Source organism: Amycolatopsis sp. Poz14, from assembly GCF_006704225.1.
GTDB classification, from domain to species: domain Bacteria; phylum Actinomycetota; class Actinomycetes; order Mycobacteriales; family Pseudonocardiaceae; genus Amycolatopsis; species Amycolatopsis nivea.
The window spans coordinates 8325157-8345295 of record NZ_JACLHD010000001.1 but is presented as its reverse complement, the minus strand read 5'-3'; the positions used below and the strand labels follow the sequence as shown (position 1 = coordinate 8345295).

Below are 20139 nucleotides of genomic sequence, written 5' to 3'. Positions count from 1 at the left end.
GGTTGTCAGGTGAGGGCGAGCGGCAGGGTCCGTCGTACTGCGGTGGCGTGTCCGCCGTGCAGCGGCACGACCGAAACCCACTGCGGCACAGGCACTTCCGCCGCCCTCGCCCCCACCCGGACAGTCAGCTCCAGCTTCTCCCGCCCGCCCGGCGTCCGCCGCACGGTCGCCGACGTGGCGGTAAACGCCGCCCCCGGCACCGCCAATCCGAGCGTCCGGGCGAGCCCCCGCGAGGACCGCGGCGAGTAGCACGTCTGCGTCAGCCCGCCCCATTGCCAGGCGCGCCAGAAATCCCCGTCGGACTCCGGGTTGCCGGCGGAAACCCCCAGCGCCACCCGGAGCTCGTTGGTCAGCTCGCCAGCCTCCAGCACCGTCGAGGGAAAGCCCGCCTCCGCCAGCGCCACCATCAAGCTCAGCGCCGCGCTCGCCGTGCTCCGCAGCGCCCCCAGTTCGCCGCCGCCGCGGGCGAGGGCGGCGATCGGCGCGTCTTCCGGCCGGTAGCGCACCGCGAGCCAGCGCACCCGGTACACCCGCGAATCCCTGGGCACCGCCCACGTCAGCAGCTGCACGGCGGCCAGCGGGATGTCCGGGTTCCGGAACGTCGTGCGGAGGATGGCCAGCAGTTCGTCCGTCGACGGTTCCCCGGCGCCGGGCGTGAGGCGGACGATCGCGCTCCAGTCGCCGTCGACCTCGGCGACGCCGAAGCGGTTGCCCGCGCGGTCGACGTGCTGACGCACCTTCACCGGACCGGCGATGCGCAGCAAGGCGTCCGGGCTGTCGCGGCGGCTGTCGTGGCGACGCAGCCGATGCGCGAGCCACGTCCACGCCCAGCCGGCGAAATGCCGTCCGGCGACCCGTACCGACGTCGTCACCACCAGCAGCCCGGCCAGCGCGGCGATGGTGATCCGCATCGGCTGGGCCAGGCCGTGCACGGTGAACGCGAGCAGCAGCGCCAGCGCGGCGATCTCCCACCCGGCCGCCTGCAACGGGCGGATCGGCAGCAGCCACGGCCACGGCGCGGTGCCCGAAATCCCGGCGGTCCCGGGGGCTCGGGCAGGAGCCGGGGCAGGCGGCGCGGACACGGACAACGCATTCCCCTCTTCCCCGGGCGGAGACCCGGCCCCGCGAACGCTAGCGTCCTCGCGCGGGCGCGTGGGCGTAAAAATTACCCTCGTGCGCGTCCGGAGAGCTGTCTAGCCTGCGCGGGAAGCGGATGTGATCTCCAGGGGGCCGGGACAGCGTGTGGACGCAGCGGGACCAGATCCAGGCGTACCAGTTCCTGCGCCGCCGTCTCGTGTCCGCGCTCGTCGCCGCGGACGCCAACCATCCGGTGTCGCCCAGCCGCCGTCTCGTGCTCGGCACGCTGCTCGGCGTCGGCGCGGCCCTGCTCGTGACCGCGGTGTTCGGGGTGATCGGCCTGGTCAGCCCGTCCGGCGGGAAAGACTGGCTGGCCGGCGGCAAGGTGATCGTCGAGGAGGACAGCGGGGCGCGGTTCGTGCTCGGCGCGGACGGCGCGGTGCACCCGGTGCTCAACTACGCGTCCGCGCGGCTGCTCGCCGGCGGCAACGGCCACGAGACCGTCACGGTGCCCGCCGAGAAGCTCGGCACGGCCCCGCGCGGCACCCAGATCGGCATCGTCGGCGCGCCGGATTCCTTGCCCAGCACGCTGATCACCACCCCGTGGGCCAGTTGCAGCCGCACCACCCAGGACGCGCCCGCGTCGGCGGAACCGCTCGTCGCCGTGCTGCTGGAACCGGCCGCGTCCGGGGTCGAGCTGCCGCGCGATTCGGGCGTGATCGTGCGCGTTCCGCAGGGCGGCCGGTTCCTGCTCGCGGGCGGCCACCGGTACCGGCTGAGCGACGAAGCCGCGGCGGCCCTGCAATTCGACAGCTACCCGACGATCACCGTGTCCGCGCGCTGGATCGACACCGTGCCCGCCGGACGCGACCTCGGCGAGATCCCCGTCGACGGCGCGGGAAACCCCGGCCCGCGTGTCGGGACGCAGGAGACGCGCGTCGGCCAGGTGCTGTCGGTCGTCGACCCGATGGCCGGGCCCGCCACCGCCTCGACCTACTACCTCGTCCGCCCGGACGGCCTCGAACCCGTCGGCCAGACCGAGGCCGCGCTGCTCGTCACGACTCCGGCGAACGAACCGGCGTATCCGGGCCGTCCGGAACCGGCGCGGGTGCGCGCCGCGGACGTCGCTTCGGTGAAGAAGGTGAGCGAACCCCGTTCCGGCGGCGCGGATCCGGCGGCGTACCCGGACCGGATCCCCGGGAAAGCGCCGATCACCGGCAGCGCGGTGACCCTGTGCGCGCAGAACGGCCGCGTGACGGTCTCGGCGGATCTGCCGGTCCCGCCCGGCGCCCGCGCACTGCCGGTGCAGAGCCGGACCGACGCCCGGGTCGCCGATGTCGTCTACGTCCCGCCCTCGCGCGGCGCGGTCGCGACCGATCCCGGGTCGGGAACCATTTATCTCGTCACGGACACGGGGCGAAAATATCCGGTGGCGAACGGGACGGCGCTCACGTCGCTGGGCTACGGTTCTGGGTCCGGGCATCCGGTCGCGGGCGGGCTTCTCGCGCTGATGCCGACCGGTCCCGCGCTCGATCCCGCCGCGGCCGGGCAGCCTGCGGGAACGGGGTGAGCGAGCCGGTGACCACCACAGCGCAGCGACCCAGCGACGTGCCGGACCGCCCCGAATCCCCAGCTTCCGGCAGCGTCCACGTCGCAGTGATCGAAGACCATCCGCTGTACCGCCGGTCGGTGGAACGCGTCCTCATGGAGGCCCCGGACGTCGAACTGGGCGCGGTGGTCGATTCGGTCGCGCGCTTCCACGTCGCGCGCCAGCCCGCCGGAAGCGTCGTCCTGCTCGACCTCGGCCTGCCGGGCGTCGCCGGCGCGGCCGCGGTGCTCGAGGTCGCCGAGCTGGGCCATCACGTGCTGGTCGTGTCGGCGCAAGCCGAGCCGGAGACGGTGCTCGCCGCGATCGCCGCCGGAGCCAAGGGATTCCTGTCGAAGGATGTCGACGTCGACGAGCTGCTGATCGCCATCCGCGCGGTCGCGGGCGGCGGCGCGTACGTGTCGGCCGTGGTCGCCGGAATGATCATCAAGGACAACACCGACCGCCCGGTCACCCGGCCGGAAATGGAACTGTCGCCGCGCGAAGTGCAGGTGCTGCGGCTCGTCGCGGCGGGCGAACGGGACGTCGACATCGCGCGGATCCTCGGCATCGGCGTCCGCACCGTGCGCGGCTACCTCGACCGGATCCGCGACAAGACCGGCGAACGGCGGCGCCCCGGCCTCGTGAAGGAAGCGATCCGCCGCGGCCTGGTGGGGAAGGAAACAGTGACGTGAAAGCCGACGAGGGGCGGCGCCGGAGCGGACCCATCCAGGTCGGGGTGATCGAAGACCACCCGCTGTACCGGGACGCGGTCGCGCGCGTGCTGAACGACGCCCCGGACATCGAACTGGGCGCGGTAGCCGACTCCGTGGCGCGGTTCGCGGTGCAGGACCAGCCGAAGGGCAGCGTGGTCGTGCTCGACCTGAAACTGCGCGGCGTCCAGGACGCGGCCGCGGTGCTCGAGGTGGGGCAGATGGGACACAAGGTGCTCGTGGTGTCCGCGCACGCGGAACAGCCCGAGGTCCTCGGCGCGATGCAAGCCGGCGCGAAGGGCTTCCTGTCGAAGGACGTCGACGGCGACGAACTGCTGCGCGCGATCCGGACGATCGCGGAGGACAACGCGTACGTCTCGCCGACCTTGGCCGGCATGATCATCCAGGACAGCGACGAACGGCACGCGGGACCGAAGATCGTGCTGTCGGAACGGGAAAAACAGGTCCTGCGCCTGGTGGCGGCGGGGGAGCGGGACGTCGACGTCGCCGAGATCCTGGACATCAGCGTCCGGACGGTGCGGTCGTATCTGGACCGGATCCGGGACAAGACGGGAGAGCGGCGAAGGGCGGGATTCGTGCGGGTGGCGATCCGGGAAGGGTTGCTGCGTTGACGGTGAGAGACCCGGCGCGGGCCTACGACTACGACGTCGCGGTGTCCTTCGCCGGGGAAGACCGCGTTTTCGTCGAGGCGGTGGTCCGGGAGGTGGTCGACGCCGGATATAAGGTGTTCTACGACCAGGACGAGCAGGTCGCCCTCTGGGGCGAGGAGATGGTCGAGTACCTGCCGAAAGTCTACGAGGAACGCGCGCGATACGCGGTGGTGTTCGTTTCCCGGCACTACGCGGCGAAACCCTGGACGAGATTCGAGCGGCGAAGCGTGTTGCTGCGGGCGCTCAATCAGCCGGAACCGTATCTGCTCCCGGTGCGATTGGACGCTACCCGGCTCGACGGTGTCCGGGAGAGCATCAGCTACCTGGACGGGAACATCGTCGGGACGAGCGGCATCGCGAGCGCTATCTGCGAGAAATTGGGCAGCGAAGCGGCGGCGGGCGGAAGAGGAGGCTTCAACGGGTACGTCCCCCGTAATGAACACGAAGCCACGGTGCTGATCGGCGAACGCCCCGCGGCCTGGGAATACCTCTTATTTTCGTATGAATTGGTGTGCGGAATCGAGCGGTTGCACGACGCCTATCTCGATCATTGCATGGGCTTTTCCCATCCGGCCGATTACGTGCCGGTCGACCAGGTCCCGTCGACCATACAGCGAGAACTCGCGACAGTTCTGAGCGTGATCAGGAACTTCGCGGCGGTGCTTTCCGACGACGCGCAAACGGCCGCGTTCGGGGTTGTCGGCGAAGCCGGGGATGTCCCGCGAATAATCCACGTGGCGAGCCGCTACGTCGCCGTCTACCGATCATTCCTCGAATGGTCCTACCGGCTCCGCGGCTATGCGACCCCGTCGGACGAGGTGCATGAAGTCTTCGCGGCGCTCGCCCGGTAGGCGGATCGGCCTGTGGAGCGGTTGAGATCCTTCGTGTACGAGCTCCGCGACCGTGCGGACCCCCTGCACGCGCAACTGCTCAACGGCGAGGACGTCACGATCCAGCTGACGCTCCCGCTGGAAATCGCTCCCGAAGCGTCAGCCCAGTTCGACCAGGCGCTCGAAGCCTTCCAGCGCCACCTGCAGAACTGACCTCTACAGCCGCCGGTTGGCCAACGCCCCAGTAGCCGTCCGGGCCTTCCCCGCCACCTCCGGGTCCACGTCCACCACCAGCATCTCCACCCCGGCCCCAGCCTGCGCTTCCACCCGCCCGAAACCGTCCGCCACCAGCGAGTACCCGATGCCGGTCGGTGCCTTCGGATTGACCTCCACCCCGGTCGCCGCCGGGTCGGCCTGCCCGCAAGCCGCTACCCAGCAGCCCGAGTCCAGGGCCCGCGCTCGCACCAGGACTTCCCACTGCTCCCGCTTCCCGGCCCCCGCGCCCCACGAAGCCGGGACCGTCACCACGTCCGCGCCGTCGTCGGCCAGGCGTCGGAACAGCTCCGGGAACCGCAGGTCGTAGCAGGTGGCGACGCCGAACACGGTCCCCTCCGCGGAGAACGTCACGACCTCCGCACCCGGCGCGACGGTGTCCGATTCGGCGAAGCCGAACGCGTCGTACAGGTGGATCTTGTCGTACCCGAGATGCTGTCCCAGCCCGGTGATCAGCAGCGTGTTCCGCACCCGCCCGTTGTCCGCGGGCGTGAACATCCCGGCGATCACCAGCACGTCGTGCTCCGAGGCGATCTCGGCGACCGCCGTCGCCCATGGGCCGTCCAGCTGCTGCGCGACCGGGGCGAGCGGGCGGCCGAAGCGGGCCATCGTCGCCTCCGGGAACACCACCACCCGCGCTCCGGCGGCCGCCGCGGCCTCCACTCCGGAGCGAACCGTTTTCAGGTTTTCTTCCGGGTCGTCGCCCGAGTTGAGCTGGCACAACGCGATCCGGGGCACACGAGCCTCCCTGGTCCGGGGACAGCGGGTCGGCATCGAGTATCCCTGCCGGGCGCGCGCGGGCCACCTCGTACCCTGGTGTCCATGTTGAACCGCACCGACCTGCGCGGGCAGGTCCCCTCCGCTGCCGAGCTCCGTGCCGCGCTTCCGCGCGCCGAGTACGACGTGGACGCGGCGCTGCATCAGGTCCGGCCGGTGGTCGAGGCGGTCCGCGACCGCGGGGTCGAGGCGGTCCTCGAGTTCACCGAGCGGTTCGACAAGGTGCGTCCGGAGACGGTCCGGGTGCCCGCCGAAGAGCTGTCCAAGGCGCTGTCCGAGCTGGACCCGCAGGTCCGCGCCGCGCTGGAGGAGTCCATCAAGCGCGCCCGGAAGGTGCACTCCGACCAGCGCCGCCAGGACGTCACGACCCAGGTCGTGCCCGGCGGCACGGTCACCGAGCGCTGGGTGCCGGTCGACCGCGTCGGCCTGTACGCGCCGGGCGGGCTGGCGGTGTACCCGTCGACCGTGGTGATGAACGTCGTCCCGGCGCAGCTGGCCGGCGTGCGCTCGCTGGTCGTGTGCTCGCCGCCGCAGGCCGCGTTCGGCGGGCGGCCGCACCCGACGATCCTGGCCGCCGCCGCGCTGCTCGGCGTGGACGAGGTGTGGGCCGTCGGCGGCGCGCAGGCGGTCGCGCTGGTCGCCTACGGCGGCGTCGACACCGACGGCGCCGAACTGGCCCCGGTGGACATCGTCACCGGTCCCGGCAACATCTTCCTCACCGCGGCCAAACGCCTGGTCCGCGGCGTGATCGGGATCGACTCCGAGGCCGGTCCGACCGAGATCGCGATCCTCGCCGACGAGACGGCCGACCCGGCGCACGTCGCCGCCGACCTGATCAGCCAGGCCGAGCACGACCCGCTGGCCGCGAGCGTCCTGGTGACCACGTCCGAGAAGCTGGCCGACGCGGTCGAGACGGAACTGGCCGCCCGCGTCCCCGCGACGAAGCACTCCGAACGGGTCGGCCAGGCGCTGGGCGGCAAGCAGTCCGGCGTCATCCTGGTGTCCACTGTGGACGACGGACTGCGCGTCGTGGACGCGTATGCCGCCGAGCACCTGGAAATCCAGACCGCGAACGCCCGCGAAGTGGCCGCACGGGTGCGCAACGCCGGAGCGATCTTCGTCGGCGCGTACGCCCCGGTTTCGCTGGGCGACTACTGCGCCGGCTCGAACCACGTGCTGCCCACCGGCGGGTTCGCGCGGCACTCCTCGGGCCTGTCGGTGCAGAGCTTCCTGAAGGGGATCCACGTCGTGGACTACTCCGAGGACGCCCTGCGCGAGATCGCTCCCCGCGTCGTCGCGCTCGCGGACGCCGAAGACCTGCCCGCGCACGGCGAAGCCGTCACCGCACGTTTCGAAGGAGACGGCCGATGAACGAAGCCACTCCCGGCGGCGAGGTCACCCTCGCCGAACTTCCGCTGCGCGAAGACCTGCGGGGCCGCACCCCGTACGGCGCGCCGCAGCTGGACGTCCCGATCCGGCTCAACACCAACGAAAACCCGTACCCGCCGCCGCCCGAACTGGTCGACGACGTCGCCGAGGCCGTGCGCGCCGAAGCCGCGTCGCTGCACCGGTACCCGGACCGCGACGCGGTGGCGCTGCGCACCGATCTGGCGGACTACCTGACGGTGTCCACCCGGGTCGTGCTGTCCGAGGCGAACGTGTGGGCGGCGAACGGGTCGAACGAGATCCTGCAGCAGATCCTGCAGGCGTTCGGCGGTCCCGGCCGCACCGCGCTGGGCTTCGAGCCGTCGTACTCGATGCACCCGATCATCGCGACCGGCACGCGCACCGACTGGCTGCCGGTGCCGCGCCGCGCGGACTTCTCGCTCGACACCGAGCAGGCCGCCAAGGCGGTCGCCGAGCGGAAGCCGGACATCGTCTTCGTGACCAGCCCGAACAACCCCACCGGCGGGTCGATCCCGCTGGACCAGCTGCGCGGCGTGCTCGACGCGGCCCCGGGGATCGTCGTGGTGGACGAGGCGTACGCGGAGTTTTCGTCGCAGGCCTCCGCGATCGAGCTGATCGCGGAGTACCCGGCGAAGCTGATCGTGTCGCGCACGATGAGCAAGGCGTTCGCCTTCGCCGGCGGACGGCTGGGCTACCTCGCCGCCGCACCGGCCATCGTGGACGCGCTGCAGCTCGTCCGGCTGCCGTACCACCTTTCCAAGGTCACCCAGGCGGCCGCCCGCGCCGCCCTCCGGCACGCCGACGCCACCCTCGCGTCGGTGCACCGGCTCTCCGCCGAACGCGACCGCGTCGTGGAAGCCTTGCTGGGCTTGGGATTCACCCCGGTGCCGAGCGACGCCAACTTCGTCCTCTTCGGACGGTTCAGCGACGCGCCGGCCAGCTGGCAGTCCTATTTGGACCACGGCGTGCTGATCCGGGACGTGGGCATCGAAGGCCACCTGCGGGTGACCGTCGGCACCCCGGAAGAGAACGACGCTTTCCTCGAAGCGAGTAAGGAAGTCAAGCGATGAGCCGCGTCGGCAAGGTGGAGCGCACCACCAAGGAATCGTCCATCCTGGTCCAGCTGGACCTCGACGGGACCGGCCAGGTGGAGATCGCCACCGGCGTGCCGTTCTACGACCACATGCTCACCGCGTTCGGCGTGCACGGCTCGCTGGACCTGAAGGTCGAAGCGACCGGCGACGTTCACATCGACGCCCACCACACCGTCGAGGACACCGCGATCGTGCTCGGCCAGGCGCTGCGCCAGGCCCTCGGGGACAAGAGCGGCATCCGCCGTTTCGGCGACGCGTGGATCCCGATGGACGAAACCCTCGCCCACGCCGCGATCGACGTCTCCGGCCGCCCGTACTGCGTGCACGTCGGGGAGCCGGAGCAGTTCAACACCTTCACGATCGGCAACAACTACCCGTTCGTCCTGACCCGGCACGTCTTCGACTCGCTGGCGTTCCACGCGCAGATCGCCCTGCACGTCCGCGTCATCCACGGCCGCGACCCGCACCACATCGCGGAAGCGGAGTACAAGGCCGTGGCGAGGGCACTGCGCGCGGCCACGGAGCCGGACCCGCGCGCCGGTGGGATTCCGTCCACGAAGGGCGTGCTTTAACGGCTACGAACGTGCGCGGCGTTGCTCTGGACGCCGCGCACGGTGGCCGCACCGGGGAATGCGGCCCGCATCGAGCAGGAGAAGCGGGAATCGACCTCGCGATATTCAGGTCGGTAATTCGCGGGGAAGCTCGCCCCAGCGGACCGGCACCGCGCACTCAGTTCTCGTTCTGACCGCTCACACGCGGAACACCGTCCGCGGCGCGGCATAAGCCACCGGCCCGGGAAAGTGTTCGGCGGCAAGGCGAACCGCGTCGCGGGCGGTGACCGTGTGGCCGAGATGCGTGAGCACCAGCCGTGCGGCTCCGGCAGCCGCGTGGCCCGCTTCCGCCGGAGTCAGGTGTTCCGCGGACGGCTCGATGCTGTCCGCTTCGCACAGGAACAGATCCGTCCCCTTCGCCAGCTCCGACAGCGCCGAGCACGGCCCGGTGTCTCCGGAGTACGCGAAAGTCCGCTCTCCGTCAGTGATCCGCACCCCGAACGCCGGGAACCCGTGCGATACGGCCACCGTCTCGAGGCGCAGCCCGCCGACCCGGGTCCGATGTCCGTCGTGGAGTTCCCGGACGGCGAACGCCTCCTCGATCGGCGCGCGGCCGGTGTTGCTGAGGAACGCGGAGATCCGCGCCGCTGTCCCCGGCGGGCCGTAGAGCGGGATCGGCCGCCGCGGGTGGAGATCCGCGAACAACAGTGCGTACACCGCCGGTAACAGATCCGCGACGTGGTCCGCGTGCAGATGCGAGATCCAGATCGCGTCCAGCTCGGCCGGCGAGACGTGTTCCTGCAGGGCAGCGAGGGTGCCGGGCCCGGCGTCGAGCCAGATCGCGGTGTCCTCGTGGCGCACCAGGTACCCGGAGCACGGAGCGTCCGGGCGCGGGTACGGCGTCGCGCTGCCCAGTACCGTCACGGTGAAAGCCATGTGGCACGCTAACCCCTGTGAGCAAAGAACTGATCGCGGTCCTGCTGCTGGCCCTCGGCGGCTTCCTGGCCGGCGGGGTCTACTCGCTGTGGAAGACCGCGAAGTTCTTCGCCGTGGTGCTGGGCATCGCGGCAGTGCTGGCGATCGGCGGGGCCATCGCCTGGCTGGTCAGCTGACCACTCCGGGATCTTCCCGCTTCCGACGCGCGCTTGCCGCACTGTTGACGCGGACCTGCTCGCGGACGCGGACCTGCTCGCCGACACGGGCCTGCTTGCCTACGCGGACCTGCTCGCCGACACGGACCTGCTCGCCGACACGGACCTGCTCGCCGACGCGGGCTTGGTCGCCGACGCGGACTTGGCTGCTGACGCGGGCTTGCTCGCCGACGTGGACCTGCTCGCCGACACGGGCCTGCTTGCCTACGCGGACTTGGCCGCCGACGCGGACCCTCTCGCGCAGGTGCGGGCCCGCGCCTGCCCTATGCGGCCCAGCAATTGATGCGGACCTTCGCGCCTCCCGAGACTTGCCCAGGCAGCTAACGCGAGCCCTTCCACAGCAGCCCATGGTTCGCGGCGGCTAACGCGGCCCTTGTCGCTCGTGGTGCCCTCCCAGCAACGAAACGCGGACTTCCCCTCCCACCGCATGCCTCCCACAGCTAGCGCAGGCCCCTCACGGCAAGCGCGTAACGCGCGGCGACGAGCACGGGTCTCTCGCCGCTCCTGAAGCACGCCTTTCCCGCAACGAACGCGAATCTCCCCACGCCTAGCGCGTGACTCCTGTCAATGAAACACCTCCCCAAGCGCGCCCGCGACTAAGCAGCCAACGGCTGATAAATGCACTCAGCCAGCGTCGCGTGCTTCTTCCACCCCAACGTCTCGTACAGCGCCCGCCCCGCATCCGTCGCCCCGAGCACGCCCAGCACCGCTCCGTCCGAGACCGCGCGGTCGGCGAGCGAGCGCATCACGAACCCGCCCAGTCCGCGGCGCCGGTGCGCCTCCTCGGTCACCACCCGGTCCACAACGACCGCGTCGCCGACAGTCGCCATCTGGCCCTTCGCTGCCTGCTCGCCTGTCGCGTCCAGCACGCGGAGAAACGTGACGGCGCCGCTGACCTCCACCGTCACCGTGTAGCCCTCCGGCGCGACCGGGTTCGTCGCCAGCAGATCCGTCGCCATCAGGTGGCCGGTTTCTTCCCAGGCGACTATCCAGCCATCCGGCATCCACGGCTCGATCGTTTCCGGCTCGGCAGGCGTTTTCAGCCACGTCCGAGGTTCGCTGACCGCGCCCGCAGCAGCGCGGACCAGCGATTCCTCAGCCTCGGGCAGGACGTGCCTGCCCACTTCCGCAGGATTGTCCGGCACCTCGACGAAAAGCCCCCATGGCTTCTCGACCGGCGCCGGCGTCTGCCGTGACAACGCCCATCCCGCGACCCAAGTTCGTACTGTGTCCTCGATCATGAAACCAGGGTACGAACCACCACCGACAAAAACTCAGACTCGAGTCAGCTCGCGTTCGTCGTCGCCGCGGGCGCCGAGTTCGCGGACGAGGCCTTCGCCTTCGACGTCGACGTTCGGCAGGATCCGGTCGAGCCACTTGGGCAGCCACCACGCGCCGCGGCCGAGCAGGGACATCACCGCGGGCACGATGGTCATCCGGATCACGAACGCGTCCACCAGCACGCCGAAGGCCAGCGCGAACCCGATCGATTGGATCAGCGTCGACTCGGCCAGGACGAACCCGGCGAACACCGAGATCATGATCAGCGCGGCCGCCACGACAACCCGTGCGCCGTGCCGGAATCCGGTCACCATCGCTTCCTGCGGCTCGGCCCCGTGCACGTGTTCCTCGCGCATCCGGGTCACCAGGAACACCTGGTAGTCCATCGCGAGCCCGAACAGGACGCCGATCAGCAGGATCGGCAGCATGCTCATGATCGGGCCGGTCGAGGCGACGCCGAGCAGGTCGGTCAGCCAGCCCCACTGGAACACTGCGACCACCGCGCCGAACGTCGCGACCACCGAGCCGAGGAACCCGAGCGTCGCCTTCAACGGCACCACGACCGACCGGAACACCAGCATCAGCAACAGGAACGCCAGCCCGACGATCAGTGCGAGGTAGGGCAGCATCGCGTCGGACAGCTTCTGCGACACGTCGATGTTGGCTGCGGTCTGGCCGGTCACCGCGAGGCTGCCGCCGGTGTTTTCCTGCAACGGCGCGGATTGCGCGCGGATCGCGGACACGAGGTCTTCGGTCTGCGTGCTGCTCGGGCCGCTCTTCGGGATCACCGTGAGCACCGCGGTGTCCCCGGCCGGGTTGACCCGGGGCGGCGTCACCGCGGCGACGTCCGGCAGCTTGCCGATGTCCGCCGCGGCCTGCTTCAACGCGGCCGGATTGTGGTTCGGGCCGGTGTCGACGACGACCAGCAGCGGTCCGTTCGCGCCCTCGCCGAAGCCCTTGCTGACCAGTTCGTAGGCCTTGCGCTGGGTGGTGTCCGGCGCGGCGGTGGAGTCGTTGGGCAGGCCGAGCTGCATGCTCAGCGCGGGAACCGCGACCACGGCCAACCCGACCAGCGCGGTCAGCAGGACCGGAACCCGGTGCCGCGCAACGAAACGCGCCCAGCGTTCACCGTGCGTCGGGCCTTCGGTACGGCGGCGCACGCGGATCTTGCTGCTGGCGACCCGGCCGCCGGCGAAGCCGAGCACGGCGGGCAGCAGCGTCAACGCGATCAGCACCGCGATCACGACGGTCGCCGCGGCGGCGACGCCCATCTGGCCGAGGAACGGAATACCGACGACGGTCAGCCCGGCGAGCGCGATGATCACCGTCAGCCCGGCGAACACCACGGCGGAACCAGCGGTGCCAACGGCTCGGCCGGCGGCTTCCTCGGGCTCGCGGCCCTCGGCCAGTTCGTGCCGGTAACGGGAGACGATGAACAGCGCGTAGTCGATGCCCACCGCGAGCCCGATCATCAACGCCAGCACCGGAGTGTTGGAGTTCAGCTCCAGCGAACCGGACGCCAGCATGATGCCTGCCATCCCGACGCCGACCCCGATCAGCGCGGTCAGCAACGGAATCCCGGCGGCGAGCAGCGAACCGAAGGTGATGATCAGGACGACCGCCGCGACCGCGACGCCGAGTCCCTCGGTGGCCCCGGTCGCCGGGATGCCCTGCACCGCGTCGCCGCCGTACTCGACCTGATATCCCTGCTGCTTCGCGTGATCACCCGTCGCCAGCAGCGCGGACCGGTCGGAATCGCTGAGCTCGAAGCCCTTGACCTGGTAGCTCACCTGCGCGAGCGCGACCCGGCCGTCGGGGGACACCGACTTCGCCTGGAACGGGTCGACCACCGCGGCCACCTTCGGCGCGGACTTCAGCTTGCCCACCACCGACTCGACAGCCGCCTGCCCCGCCGGGTCGGTGACCTTGTGCCCCTCCGGCGCGGCGATCGCCACGCGCGCGGTGCCGCCGCCCGCCGCGGCCTGCGGGAAGTGCTCGGCCAGCCGGTCGATCGCCTGCTGGGATTCGGTGCCGGGGATGGTCACCGAATCGGACAGCTTGCCCGACAGCGTGAGCGCGCCCGCGCCCACCGCCGCGAGGACAAGCGCCCAGACCGCCGCCACGAGGACCCGGCGGCGGAACGACAGCCTGCCGAGCCGGTACAGGAAGGGTGCCACGAGTCGTCTCCGTTTCGCGCCCGAAGCGGGCTCTCCGCACTGGGAATCGCCCTTTCGAAGCTAGCCGTTCGGCAAGGGGCTGCCAAGCCGATCGGCTAGGATGTGACTAGCCGCACGGCAAGTTTCGGACTAGTCGCCCGGCAAGTACGATGATGTGCTGCGGAGCAGCGCACTCCGCTTGACGAGGAGGGCGCGATGACGACCGTCGAACCGGTCGCGGACACCCGGACCAGGCTGCTCGCCACTGCGCTGCGGCTGTTCTCGGAGCACGGCGTGGAGGGCACGTCGCTGCAGATGATCGCCGACGAGCTGGGCGTCACCAAGGCCGCGGTGTACTACCACTTCAAGACGAAGTCGGAAATCACCGAGGCGGTCGCGGAACCGGGCATCCGGGAACTGGACGAACTGGTCGTCGAGGCGGCGAAGCACCGCCGCCACGGCGCGCGCGTGGACCATCTGCTGGACGGTTTCGTCGATCTCGTCGTGCGGCACCGGGTGCTGGTCGCGCTGTTCTCCAGCGACCCGGGCATCGACGCGGCGCTCGCGAAATCGCGGCACGGCGTCGAAGGGTTCAAACAGGCGCTGATCTCGATCGTGGCCGGGGAGCCGGAGCCGGACGTGACCGCTCGCGTGACGGCGATCGTGGCGTTCACCGGCATCGCGATGGCGGGCGGCGCGCCCGATCTGGCCGAGGTCGACGACGAAACGCTGCGCCAGGAGTTGGTCGGAGTGGGGCGGCGGCTGCTGGGCAGGCCGCGTCGCCGGGTCTGCTGAGACCGCTTCTCAACTGTTGAGAATCCTGTTGCAGTATCTGGGACGAGGCTCCTAACCTCGAAGCATGTCTTCGGATAGCGCTTACGGGCAGGGGCACGCGGAAAGCGTTGTACGGTCGCAAGTTTGGCGAACCGTCGACAATTCGGCCGCCTACCTCGCACCGGAGTTGCTTCCCGGGTGCAGCGTGCTGGACGTCGGCTGCGGGCCCGGGACGATCACGGTGGATCTCGCCCGCCGGGTGGCTCCGGGCGAGGTCGTCGGCATCGACGTGTCGGAATCCGTTCTGGAGCAGGCGCGGGCGCACGCGCGGAGCGAAGGCGTGTCCAATGTCCGGTTCGAGCGCGCCGACATCACCGCGGCCCCGGCGGTCGGCCGGTTCGACGTCGTGCACGCGCACCAGGTGCTGCTGCACCTGACCGAACCGGTGGAAGCGCTGCGGCACATGCTGGCGCTGGCGAAACCCGGCGGTGTGGTCGCCGCGCGCGACACCGACTACGCCGCGGCGTTCTGGTGGCCGGCGGATACGCGGCTGGACCGCTGGCTCGAGGTGTACCGCGCGGTCGCGCACGGCAACGGTGCCGAGCCGGACGCGGGACGGCGATTGCTGGCCTGGGCGCACGCCGCGGGCGCTCGCGACGTGAAGCCGAGCGCCTCGATCTGGTGTCATTCCACGCCCGAGGAACGCGCGTGGTGGGGCGGCATGTGGGCGGAACGGATCCTGGATTCCAAGATTGCCGAACAAGCCGTGGCGGGCGGACACGCGTCCGCGGAAGACCTCCGCGAGATCTCCGCCGCGTGGCGTGCGTGGGCGGCCGATCCGGACGGCTGGTTCTCGATCCCGCACGGGGAAATCCTGTGCCGGGTCGGCGAAGCCGGCTGAACCGCGGGAGCGCTCACGCACCTCCGCAACGTCCGCCCCCGGGAAACTCGCCGAGGCGGTCGGTTACGGCAGCCGGGAGTCCTTCAGCGCTTCAGCCGCGCGCAGTTCCTCGGCCGTCAACTGATCCGCGGGAACCCGGACGACAGAGCGGAAACGGCGGCACACCGGGCAGAGCGCTGCAGCCGCCGGTCGCCGAGCCGGATCGCCTTGAATGACACCAACGGCAGCCAGATCGTGGAGAAATAATGGCCTTCGCTGCACTGGACGATCGTGTAGTCCGGCATGGCCACCTCCTCGGGCGCGACCCGTTCAGTATGCGCTACTCGGGTGCCGTCAGAAACTCCGCCGGAACCGCCGAAGTCAGCCACACCCCGTTGTCGCTCACCTGAAACACGTGCCCGCGCGCGGCCATTTCCCCGGCCGCCACCGTGAGCACGACCGGTTTCCCGTGCCGCGAACCGACCTTCCACGCCGTCTCGCGGGTCGCCGACAAATGCACCGCGTGCCGCTTCATCGGGCGCAATCCCTCCGCCTGGATCGACGGCAGGAACCGCGTCGCCGTGCCGTGGAAGAGGATTTCCGGCGGCGGCGCGTCCGCCAGTTCCAGATCCACCCGGACGCTGTGCCCCTGGCTGGCGCGGATCAACGTGCCCGTCTCGTCGAAGGCGAACCGCTGTTTGGCGCAGTTCGCGACGACCTCGTCCAGCTCCGCGCGGCTCACCGGGAACCGGTTCCGGGCCAGTGCCGCGAGCAACTCGTCGACCGGAACCCAGCCACCGGGGGAGAGGGTGAGGCCGAGCCCGCCGGGGTCGTGGCGCAGGTGCCGGGACAGCCGTTTGGACACCCGGGTTCGATATTTCTCGTTCATCTCTGCCCCCAGTAACCCACACCGAAGCACTGGCGCGCAACGGAATTCAGATGCCGCCCTCCAGGACCGGACGAAGCTTGCTGGCCCCGGGCCCGAACCGGGAGAGTTCGTCGTCCGCGTTGTACAGGCCGCAGCTGCGCAGCGACAGGCATCCGCAGCCGACGCATCCGGTCAGCCGGTCCCGCAGCCGCTGGAGCGCGTCGATCCGGGCGTCGAGTTCGGTCTGCCATTCGCGCGACAGCCGGGCCCAGTCCGCCTTCGTCGGCGCGTGGTCGGCGGGGAGCGTCTCCAACGCCGCGCTGATGTCTTCCAGCGACAACCCGACCCGTTGCGCGGCGCGGATGAACGCGATCCGCCGCAGCACCGAACGCGCGTAGCGGCGCTGGTTGCCCGCCGAGCGCTCGGACGTGATCAGGCCGCGCTCCTCGTAGAAGCGCAGTGCCGTGTGCGGGACCCCGCTGCGTTCCGCGACCTGGCCGATGCTCAGCTTGTCCGCCAACCTCGTCATTAGTCCAGGTTAGCGCTTGACCTTCAGTTTGGTCGAGGTTGCATGGTCGGGACCATGACCACGACGACGCACGAGCCGGGCTGCGCGGACCTGCCCCGGCTGATCTCGCTGATGACCGGCGACGACAAACACCACGCGGCCGCGGAGTCCACAATGGACGTCCTGTGGGTGCTGTTCGACCGGGTCCTCGACCTCGGCCCGCACACCGCCCGGCACCCGGGCCGCGACCGGTTCCTGCTGTCCAAGGGGCACGGCCCGATGGCGTACTACGCGGTGCTCGTCGCGAAAGGCTGGCTGGACGAGGACGAACTCGCCGGCTGGAGTTCGGCGCGTTCGCGGCTCGGCCACCATCCCGACCGCGTCCGCGCGCCCGGCGTCGAAATCTCCAGCGGTTCGCTCGGGCACGGCCTGCCGATCGCCGTCGGCACCGCGCTCGGCCTGCGTGCCCGCCGGTTCCGCTCGCGCATCGTCACGCTGGTCGGCGACGCCGAACTCGACGAGGGCTCCAACCATGAGGCGATCGTCGTCGCCGCACGGCTCGGGCTCGACAAGCTGGCCACGGTGGTCGTGGACAACCAATCCTCGACGCACGGCTGGCCGGGCGGCATCGCGCGCCGTTTCGAAACCGAAGGCTGGGCCGTGCGCACAGTCTCCGGCCGCGACCACGAAGCGCTGTACGACGCGTTCACCACCCCTCATCCCGGACGGCCGCTCGCGGTCGTCGCCGTCGTGGAACCGAAAGGCGCGCACTGATGCCGAACATGCGGGACACCTTCCTGACCACCGCCGAGGAAATCGTCAATCGCGACCAGGACGTAGCGATCGTCCTCGCCGACATCTCGGCCGCGTCGCTCGCCGAGGCCGCGCGACGGCATCCCGACCGGGTGATCAACGTCGGGATCCGCGAGCAATTGCTCGTGAGCACCGGCGCCGGCCTCGCGCTCGCCGGGCTCCGGCCGATCGTGCACACCTTCAACGCGTTCCTCGTGGAGCGCGCGTTCGAGCAGATCAAACTGGACCTCAGCCACCAGGACCTCGGCGCGGTGCTGGTTTCGTACGGCGCTTCCTACGACATGCCGATGGAAGGCCGCACGCACCAGGCTCCCGGCGACATCGCGCTGATCGATTCCCTGCCCGGCTGGTACGTGCACGTGCCCGGGCATCCCGAGGAGGCGCGGCGGCTGCTGCTCGACTCGGTGCCCGGGGACAGCCGGACGTACCTGCGGCTGTCCGCGCAGGAGAATTCCGAGCCGCACCTCGGCGTCGGGCTCCAGACCATCCGCCAGGGCACGCGCGGCGTGGTGATCGCGGTCGGGCCGATGCTGGACCGGGTGCTGGAGGCGGCCGAGGGCATGGACGTGACGGTGCTCTACACCTCGACGGTGCGCCCGTTCGATGCCGAAGGACTGCGTGCCGCGATGCCGGAGGTGGCTGATGTGGCGCTGGTGGAGCCGTACCTCAGGGGAACCTCCGCGCATTGCGTCGCCGACGCGCTCGCGGACCGGCCGCACCGGCTGCTGAACCTCGGCACCCGCCGGGACGCCGAGGTGCGGATCTACGGCACGCTCGCCGACCACGATCTCGTGCACGGGCTCGACGCGGGTTCGATCGCGTTGTCCCTCAAGGAATTCTTCACCGGATGAGGAGAGACCCCGGCAACAGGCAACCGCCCGGGGTCACCAGCCGCTGTCGGCGCGCCGCACGGGGTTCACCGTGCGCGCGGTCGACCGGCGCGCGAGGTCGATCTCCGCGCGGGTCTTCTGCAGCGGGATGGTCAGCTCCCTGAACTGCGGGAACGGCACGCTGTCGATGTCTTCCCGCCATGCTTGGAACATCCGGCAGAGCAGATCGGACTCGGACATTTCGTCCTCTTTCCGGGTCCGGGGGCGCCGGCGGCGCCCGCACATAGCCCAATGGGTACCCGTTCGGGGCGAGAACGAAACGGGCTCGGAACGAAATTGTCCGGGAGGCTAGGCTCGGGGCGTGTCTCGTGTGGTGATCCTCGATTACGGCTCCGGAAACCTCCGCTCCGCCGAACGCGCCGTCGCGCGCGCGGGCGCCGACGTGGAAGTCACCGCGGACCCGCATGCCGCGCTCGAAGCCGACGGCCTCGTGGTGCCCGGCGTCGGCGCGTTCTCGGCGTGCATGAGCGGGCTGCTGGGCGTGCACGGGCACCGGATCATCGGCAAGCGGCTGGCGGGCGGACGCCCGGTGCTGGGCATCTGCGTCGGCATGCAGATCCTGTTCTCGCGCGGCGTCGAGCACGGCGAGGAGACCGAGGGCACCGGCGAATGGCCGGGCACGGTCGAGCGGCTGCACGCCGACGTGCTCCCGCACATGGGCTGGAACACCGTCCGCGCGCCCGCCGATTCGCAGCTGTTCGCCGGGATCGACCCGGACGAGCGGTTCTATTTCGTGCACTCCTACGCGGCGCGGAAGTGGGAACTGGACTCCGGCCTCGCCGGGCAGCAGCCCAAGGTGACCTGGGCGAACCACGGCGAGGACTTCGTCGCGGCGGTGGAGAACGGGCCGCTGTGGGCCACCCAGTTCCACCCGGAGAAGTCCGGGGACGCGGGTGCGCAGCTGCTGCGCAACTGGCTGGGCACGCTGGCCTAGCCGGGAGTTTCCGCCAGGAGGCGACTGTGCCGCCGCTCACTTCGCCGGTCCGTGGCGTGCGCCGCATCGCCAGGTCGCCGAGGCCGTCCGGCCGCGCGGATATCCCCCGGAAGGTGCGCCCGGCCGCGCCGCTTAGGCTGTGCGCGTGACTTTCACGCTCCTTCCCGCAGTTGATGTTGCCGACGGCCAGGCGGTCCGACTCGTCCAGGGCGAGGCGGGCACCGAGACCTCCTACGGCAGCCCGCTCGAGGCGGCGCTGCAGTGGCAGCGCGACGGCGCCGAGTGGATCCATCTCGTGGACCTCGACGCGGCCTTCGGCAAGGGCAGCAACCGCGAGCTGCTCGCCGACGTCGTCAAGCGGCTCGACGTGCAGGTGGAGCTGTCCGGCGGCATCCGCGACGACGCGTCGCTCGAGGCGGCGCTCGCCACCGGCGCGCGCCGGGTCAACCTCGGCACCGCCGCGCTCGAGGACCCGGACTGGACGGCGAAGGTCGTCTCCGAATACGGCGACCGCGTCGCGATCGGCCTCGACGTGCGGATCACCGAGGCCGGGCACCGGCTGTCCGCGCGCGGCTGGACGTCCGACGGCGGCGACCTGTGGGAGGTCCTGGAGCGGCTCGACCGCGACGGGGCCAGCCGGTACGTCGTCACCGACGTGAGCAAGGACGGCACCCTGCGCGGCCCGAACCTGGACCTGCTGCGCGAGGTCACCGCCCGCACCGACGCCCCGGTGATCGCCTCCGGCGGAGTGTCCAGTGTGGACGATCTGCGGGCGCTCGCCGGGCTGGCGTCGGACGGCGTCGAAGGCTCGATCGTCGGGAAGGCGCTGTACGCGGGCGCTTTCACTCTCCCGGAAGCCCTCGCCGCGGTCCGCTGACCGCGGGAATCGTCGGCGAGCACCGGAAA

At 70.7% G+C, this 20139-nt stretch carries 25 protein-coding genes; 16 read left to right on the top strand and 9 right to left on the bottom strand.

The genetic code is table 11. The annotated features are described in order from the left end of the window. Positions 1-5 precede the first annotated feature (5 nt). On the bottom strand, positions 6-1088 hold the full coding sequence (locus tag FKO37_RS38710) for a type VII secretion protein EccE (protein WP_238607679.1): 1083 nt from the start codon (positions 1086-1088) through the stop codon (positions 6-8). 152 nt (positions 1089-1240) lie between these two features. On the opposite strand from FKO37_RS38710, the gene eccB reads away from it, so the two are divergent. The 5 genes from eccB to FKO37_RS38685 are packed head-to-tail and all read left to right on the top strand — an operon-like array spanning position 1241 to position 5089. After that, on the top strand, positions 1241-2647 hold the full coding sequence (eccB, locus tag FKO37_RS38705; RefSeq protein ID WP_037809609.1) for a type VII secretion protein EccB: 1407 nt from the start codon (positions 1241-1243) through the stop codon (positions 2645-2647). Between the two features lie 38 nt (positions 2648-2685). Continuing rightward, positions 2686-3357 (top strand): response regulator transcription factor, encoded by a 672-nt coding sequence (locus tag FKO37_RS38700; RefSeq protein WP_037810075.1) that lies wholly within the window; start codon positions 2686-2688, stop codon positions 3355-3357. Beyond that, entirely contained in the window at positions 3354-4007 is a 654-nt protein-coding gene (locus tag FKO37_RS38695; RefSeq protein ID WP_037809611.1) for a response regulator transcription factor, read from the top strand. The genes FKO37_RS38700 and FKO37_RS38695 overlap by 4 nt, the downstream gene beginning before the upstream one ends. A 2-nt stretch (positions 4008-4009) precedes the next feature. Next, entirely contained in the window at positions 4010-4897 is an 888-nt protein-coding gene (locus FKO37_RS38690) for a TIR domain-containing protein (protein WP_238608402.1), read from the top strand. Between the two features lie 33 nt (positions 4898-4930). Next, positions 4931-5089 (top strand): hypothetical protein, encoded by a 159-nt coding sequence (locus FKO37_RS38685; protein ID WP_238607678.1) that lies wholly within the window; start codon positions 4931-4933, stop codon positions 5087-5089. Between the two features lie 3 nt (positions 5090-5092). Here the strand turns inward: FKO37_RS38685 and FKO37_RS38680 are convergent, their stop codons facing one another. After that, positions 5093-5887 carry a carbon-nitrogen hydrolase family protein gene (locus FKO37_RS38680; RefSeq protein WP_238607677.1) on the bottom strand — a complete coding sequence of 265 codons (795 nt, stop codon included), beginning with the start codon at positions 5885-5887 and terminating at the stop codon, positions 5093-5095. Between the two features lie 84 nt (positions 5888-5971). Here FKO37_RS38680 and hisD point away from each other — a divergent pair, with 84 nt between their 5' ends. From hisD to hisB, 3 genes are read left to right on the top strand one after another with little or no spacing between them, the layout of a single operon-like run. After that, positions 5972-7297, top strand: a complete 1326-nt coding sequence (hisD, locus tag FKO37_RS38675; RefSeq protein WP_238607676.1) for a histidinol dehydrogenase — start codon at positions 5972-5974, stop codon at positions 7295-7297. Beyond that, positions 7294-8403: a histidinol-phosphate transaminase gene (locus FKO37_RS38670; protein WP_238607675.1), complete on the top strand. Its 1110-nt coding sequence runs from the start codon at positions 7294-7296 to the stop codon at positions 8401-8403. Before hisD ends, FKO37_RS38670 begins: the two co-directional genes overlap by 4 nt. Then, a complete protein-coding gene (gene hisB, locus FKO37_RS38665; RefSeq protein WP_037367102.1) occupies positions 8400-8999 on the top strand; it encodes an imidazoleglycerol-phosphate dehydratase HisB in 600 nt (199 codons plus the stop codon). Before FKO37_RS38670 ends, hisB begins: the two co-directional genes overlap by 4 nt. Before the next feature lie 177 nt (positions 9000-9176). On the opposite strand, the gene FKO37_RS38660 is transcribed toward hisB, so the two are convergent. Then, entirely contained in the window at positions 9177-9914 is a 738-nt protein-coding gene (locus FKO37_RS38660) for an MBL fold metallo-hydrolase (protein WP_134665793.1), read from the bottom strand. A gap of 17 nt (positions 9915-9931) precedes the next feature. Between FKO37_RS38660 and FKO37_RS38655 the strand changes: the two genes are divergently transcribed. Together FKO37_RS38655 and FKO37_RS38650 are read left to right on the top strand one after the other, a co-directional pair. Next, positions 9932-10090 carry a hypothetical protein gene (locus tag FKO37_RS38655; RefSeq protein ID WP_162836028.1) on the top strand — a complete coding sequence of 53 codons (159 nt, stop codon included), beginning with the start codon at positions 9932-9934 and terminating at the stop codon, positions 10088-10090. Between the two features lie 181 nt (positions 10091-10271). After that, the gene (locus FKO37_RS38650; protein ID WP_238607674.1) at positions 10272-10412 is read left to right on the top strand and encodes a hypothetical protein; all 141 of its coding nucleotides are present in this window, start codon (positions 10272-10274) and stop codon (positions 10410-10412) included. Positions 10413-10725: 313 nt separating this feature from the next. On the opposite strand, the gene FKO37_RS38645 is transcribed toward FKO37_RS38650, so the two are convergent. After that, entirely contained in the window at positions 10726-11370 is a 645-nt protein-coding gene (locus FKO37_RS38645; protein ID WP_238607673.1) for a GNAT family N-acetyltransferase, read from the bottom strand. A 33-nt stretch (positions 11371-11403) separates the two neighbouring features. Further along, positions 11404-13587 carry an MMPL family transporter gene (locus FKO37_RS38640; protein ID WP_238607672.1) on the bottom strand — a complete coding sequence of 728 codons (2184 nt, stop codon included), beginning with the start codon at positions 13585-13587 and terminating at the stop codon, positions 11404-11406. Between the two features lie 195 nt (positions 13588-13782). Here FKO37_RS38640 and FKO37_RS38635 point away from each other — a divergent pair, with 195 nt between their 5' ends. Together FKO37_RS38635 and FKO37_RS38630 are read left to right on the top strand one after the other, a co-directional pair. Continuing rightward, complete coding sequence (locus tag FKO37_RS38635; protein ID WP_037809627.1) at positions 13783-14361, top strand: TetR/AcrR family transcriptional regulator; 579 nt, start codon at positions 13783-13785, stop codon at positions 14359-14361. A 64-nt stretch (positions 14362-14425) separates the two neighbouring features. Next, positions 14426-15241, top strand: a complete 816-nt coding sequence (locus tag FKO37_RS38630) for a class I SAM-dependent methyltransferase (RefSeq protein ID WP_238607671.1) — start codon at positions 14426-14428, stop codon at positions 15239-15241. Between the two features lie 116 nt (positions 15242-15357). Here the strand turns inward: FKO37_RS38630 and FKO37_RS38625 are convergent, their stop codons facing one another. Genes FKO37_RS38625 through soxR form a run of 3 tightly spaced genes read right to left on the bottom strand, consistent with a single transcriptional unit; the run spans position 15358 to position 16617 of the window. After that, the gene (locus FKO37_RS38625) at positions 15358-15525 is read right to left on the bottom strand and encodes a hypothetical protein (RefSeq protein WP_238607670.1); all 168 of its coding nucleotides are present in this window, start codon (positions 15523-15525) and stop codon (positions 15358-15360) included. Positions 15526-15560: 35 nt separating this feature from the next. Next, positions 15561-16109 (bottom strand): RNA 2'-phosphotransferase, encoded by a 549-nt coding sequence (locus FKO37_RS38620; protein ID WP_238607669.1) that lies wholly within the window; start codon positions 16107-16109, stop codon positions 15561-15563. Positions 16110-16155: 46 nt separating this feature from the next. After that, positions 16156-16617 carry a redox-sensitive transcriptional activator SoxR gene (gene soxR / locus FKO37_RS38615; RefSeq protein ID WP_037809633.1) on the bottom strand — a complete coding sequence of 154 codons (462 nt, stop codon included), beginning with the start codon at positions 16615-16617 and terminating at the stop codon, positions 16156-16158. Positions 16618-16671: 54 nt separating this feature from the next. Between soxR and FKO37_RS38610 the strand changes: the two genes are divergently transcribed. Next, positions 16672-17370 carry a thiamine pyrophosphate-dependent enzyme gene (locus FKO37_RS38610; protein WP_238607668.1) on the top strand — a complete coding sequence of 233 codons (699 nt, stop codon included), beginning with the start codon at positions 16672-16674 and terminating at the stop codon, positions 17368-17370. Next, a complete protein-coding gene (locus FKO37_RS38605; RefSeq protein ID WP_238607667.1) occupies positions 17370-18260 on the top strand; it encodes a transketolase family protein in 891 nt (296 codons plus the stop codon). Before FKO37_RS38610 ends, FKO37_RS38605 begins: the two co-directional genes overlap by 1 nt. A gap of 33 nt (positions 18261-18293) precedes the next feature. On the opposite strand, the gene FKO37_RS38600 is transcribed toward FKO37_RS38605, so the two are convergent. Beyond that, positions 18294-18479, bottom strand: a complete 186-nt coding sequence (locus tag FKO37_RS38600) for a hypothetical protein (protein ID WP_037809637.1) — start codon at positions 18477-18479, stop codon at positions 18294-18296. 130 nt (positions 18480-18609) lie between these two features. Here FKO37_RS38600 and hisH point away from each other — a divergent pair, with 130 nt between their 5' ends. Next, positions 18610-19233, top strand: coding sequence for an imidazole glycerol phosphate synthase subunit HisH (gene hisH, locus FKO37_RS38595; RefSeq protein WP_134730385.1), 624 nt, complete (start codon positions 18610-18612; stop codon positions 19231-19233). Between the two features lie 145 nt (positions 19234-19378). Further along, positions 19379-20110: a bifunctional 1-(5-phosphoribosyl)-5-((5-phosphoribosylamino)methylideneamino)imidazole-4-carboxamide isomerase/phosphoribosylanthranilate isomerase PriA gene (gene priA / locus FKO37_RS38590; RefSeq protein WP_037370068.1), complete on the top strand. Its 732-nt coding sequence runs from the start codon at positions 19379-19381 to the stop codon at positions 20108-20110. Positions 20111-20139: the final 29 nt, after the last annotated feature.